A 3,981-nucleotide genomic window follows, 5' to 3' on the forward strand; every position below is an offset into this window, starting at 1 on the left:
AAAGTGGAACGCACGATCAGTTGGCTAGGCTATCAAAGAAGACTTCTTGTCCGGCATGAATACTACCCACATCTCTTCGAAGGTTTTTTCCACCTCGCCTGCCTAATGATATGCTTGAACCGGTTTTGAAACTGCTTCTAGAGCGATCGAGTCCCAGCACGATACTAAGTCGCTTTGTTCGTGGACGAGTGCAGTCATCCCCTCGATTCTGGTAGACTTCACTTATGTACGATTGATGCCGACTTGTTCGCAGGAATTCTCTATGCCGAACTGTGCTGTATGCGATATCGAACTTCAGCCCCAACAAAAGACCTGCCACGTCTGCGGTTCGGCAACAAGTGATGTTTCTCCATCGGGAGCGTCCCTCACCCCTCCGTTGCCCATTTCAAGTGCTCCATCACCGTCGCCGGAATCCAGTGGTGTCGAGGAGAAAGCCCCATCCGGCGAGCGGGAATGTCCTGCCTGTGGCAACATTTTCGATTCACTTTATCAGGACGAGTTCTGTCCTTGCGGGACAGAACTACGACCCCGTATCACAGTCGGCAGAGAAGGGGCTTCGACGGATTCCATCAGCCCCGAGTCTCCTCTTCCGCCAGTGCCACTATCGCCCCCTGTTGAACCTGCGGGCCCCAGTCGCCCCGCTGCGGGAACGGTCTGCATTGTTGTTTACTCAGACGCCAAACCTCGACAGCCCATCCGGTACGTTCCGATCGTCAAGGATGTTGTTCTGATTGGTCGGGAAGACCCGGTCCGGGGTGATTTCCCTGATCTTGATCTCGCATCGCTACTCGATCCGGCAGCCGCGAAGAAAGTTTCACGACGTCATGCAGAACTGCTGCGTGCTCGCGATTCTCAGTCCTTTTCACTCAGACCGCTCCCCGGCAATACGGGGACGCAAGTCGGCAAGGAACTCGCATCCCCCGGCCAGCATTATCCACTCACCGACGGCACTCCGATCGTCCTGGGTGGTGTGGTGTGGATGAAGTTTGAAACGATCAAGTGATCTTCCTGGCAGCTCATCTTCGTTGGCCGGTTCCGTGACATGTCTTCTTCTCCCCCATTCAAAACAGCCGCCATATGGAATGAATTTTCGTATCGCGGTCGCGATTTCGTCAGAGCGACGGTGCCTCATGGAATCAATGCGGGACTTCCCTTTGTCATCGCCAAGCGTCTCGCCGAACGGTACGAGGTTCGTAAATTCTTTGCGTCTGGAGGCTGTGGACTACTACTCGAAGGACGCGACCTCTGCACCGAAGCCAATGTCCTGATTAAGACGACACTACGGTTCGACGGGATTGTTACCTACGCCCAAAGCAGGGATGAAGAGGGGATCAAGCGGCGACTCACCGAGAACCGCAAGCTGTTGCAGACCGAGCGACGCGTCATGGTCCTGCTGAAGAATCGAGGCTGCAACGGGATCCCCAACCCCAATGACTACGTCTTTGACTGGAACCCTCAACTGGAAGAACTCTTCCAATCGCAGGGGGGCGGATGGCAGTATCAAGACATAGAACTCCTCTCCTCAGAACACTACCTGATCATGGAACGGATGGAAGGTCGGCCACTGACTGAGGTGATCAAAAAAGGAATGCCCGAACGGACCTCATTACAGATCCTGGCACACGTTTGCCACGTGCTGGCGGTTCTCCATCAGCCGACACAGCGCGAGGGTCGTGAATGGAAGCTGGTTTATCAGGACCTCAAACCTGACAACATTCTGATCGGCGAACAGAACAGTGTAGCCCTCCTGGATCTGGGAGGTTGTCGACTCACCCTGGGAACCACGGTTGGGAACAAGGGGGCGTTTACCCCGGGGTATTGTCCACCTGAATGTCAGACGGGCGACACACTGACGCCGACGGCGGATTCGTACACGGTGGGAAGTACCTTGTTTCATATGCTGACCGGTCGCCGCCCTGAAGAATTTCTCGGATCCAATGCGGCTGTGGGGGGACCGCAATCTGTCGCATTCCGCAACTGGGACTGGCCACGGCTCGAACAAACCGCCCGGCGAGAGACCCAGGAATTCATCAGGAGGTGTCTCTCTCCCACTCCTTCCGAACGTCCTGCCGACGGCCGTGCACTCGTCGCGGAAATTGAACACCTGTTGAAGGGAAGTGCTCCGACATGAAGTTGCCAATCGGGGCACGACTCCCGCACGACTTCGCGGACATTCCTGCGAATGAGCCCGAAATTGTGCAGCGCAATCGGGCCATCTACCGGATTACACAGGTCCTGCACGAAACCCCCTGGTCCTGTCTTTACCGGGGGAAGAAGATCTTCCGTAACTTTGAATTTTCCAGGTCGGTCCTGACAGAAGCCACAGACGACGAATGCCTCGACGTCTTTATCCGAACCCTGGCCTATCCCAAAACGGACGACCGGGAATACATCAAGGCACGTCGTGAGCATGCGTGGTTTGAACTGAAGCATGTCATGGGATTCCGTAAAACTAACCTGATTGCAGAGCCCCTTGACTACCTCGAGATTCGTAACGACCAGGACGCGTTTACATTCCCTCGCCCAGGAAAAATTCCCAAGTCGGAACCGGTCCTTGTCTTTGAAACAATCGACGGTCAGGACATGGAGCAATGGCGAAATTCGACGCACTTTGACATCCCCCTTGGATTGCGAGTTCTCAGTCAGATCCTGGAATTTCTGTCGACTCTGCACACATCTCGACTCTTACTGAATGTGGTCACGCCGTCCTCGTTCTGGATCGATGGCTTACATCAGATTCACTGTCTAGGGACCGAGCACATCGTTGACGAACGGCGGGCCCGGACCTGGCGCGGCCTCTTTCCCAGCGAACGGTATGCTCAAGGGTTCATTGCTCCGGAATTGCTTAATCCTGAGGTTCCTCCATCACCCCAAAGTGACCTCTACGGGTGGGCTGCTCTGGCGTGGCTCGTCCTCACGGGAGAGCACCCGGCCCGGTTAGCGACAGTTCAACACCAGCGGATCGCGCGGTTTGAACCCATGCATCGCGATCAGCTCCGCCGCGAACTCTCCAGGCTGAAGCCCCAACAGGTGGCGATCGTCAAGCAGGAACTGGGTGTCACGGGCAACCGTTTCGAGTTGCAATGGCCTGACAGTTTTCTGGAAGGACTTTGGAGTTGCCTGGAGCGCAGGCCCTCATTTCGTCCCCCGTCAGTAGCGGAATTACGAGCCTGCTGGAGCAATCCTCCCCCACCACCAGTTCCCCTGTTCCTCGCCATCAGGCAACCCGGCGGCGCGATTCGTTTCCTCCTTTCCACGACCGGACTACGGCCCGGTCTTCAATTTCAGATCACGCGTGAGCCCCCCAAGGGCTCTTCCACTCAGGGCGATCGAGAAGTGATCTGGAGTGGGACCGATAACCAGCGAATTGAACTGCGCATGCCGCTCCCTCAGGGGGTGTCGAAGCCTGGCGGTGCGTCTGCAGCCGATTGGCTTTTTAACATCGTCACGACAGAAACAGTCGCGGGATCAACCTCCCATTCCCGACCGACCCCAGCGATTGCCATCGATGGGACCGTGGCGGGATTCCGGAGCAAATTCGCGGAGTCCTACGCCGCTCAAACCAAGTCATTACCCGATGCCGTCACTCTTCTCGCCCAGGTGGAGCCCTTCGAAAGCCTCATCGACGAATTGTTCGATTCCCCGCTGGAACACGTCCGCCGATGGAGTCTGGAGATTCTGGAAGGTCGATTCCGGACCGGGCCGGTCCCGCCCGCAACTCGTGCCTTCCTGAGGGACCGCGCTCTGCTCGACGAAGAGAATGAGATCCGTCAGCTCGCCGCCGGTCTGCTGTTACGTTACTTCGGCAAAGTCACCGTTGAAACCACGGTCGATCTGGCCCAGCGAATGGGTGGCAACGCGGTGGACGATATGATCCGAGCAGCCCGGGGATTCGTCTCCTTCGGTGTTGATTACAAAGTCATCGAGACGACCATTGAACTTCTCGAGCAACAACACCGGATCGTTGTCTGCCCGGTCTGC

General features: G+C 56.5%; 3 protein-coding genes. All 3 read left to right on the forward strand.

Features of this window, described 5'->3' with window-relative positions; all coding sequences use genetic code 11:
- Positions 1–262: 262 nt before the first annotated feature.
- On the forward strand, positions 263–1,003 hold the full coding sequence (locus VGE80_RS23105) for an FHA domain-containing protein (protein ID WP_440594290.1): 741 nt from the start codon (positions 263–265) through the stop codon (positions 1,001–1,003).
- Positions 1,004–1,123: 120 nt separating this feature from the next.
- Complete coding sequence (locus VGE80_RS23110; RefSeq protein ID WP_440594291.1) at positions 1,124–2,131, forward strand: serine/threonine protein kinase; 1,008 nt, start codon at positions 1,124–1,126, stop codon at positions 2,129–2,131.
- A partial coding sequence (locus tag VGE80_RS23115; RefSeq protein ID WP_440594292.1) for a hypothetical protein occupies positions 2,128–3,981 on the forward strand: 1,854 nt, incomplete at its 3' end. The genes VGE80_RS23110 and VGE80_RS23115, both read left to right, overlap by 4 nt.

This window comes from Schlesneria sp. (assembly GCF_036405755.1).
Lineage (GTDB): Bacteria > Planctomycetota > Planctomycetia > Planctomycetales > Planctomycetaceae > Schlesneria > Schlesneria sphaerica.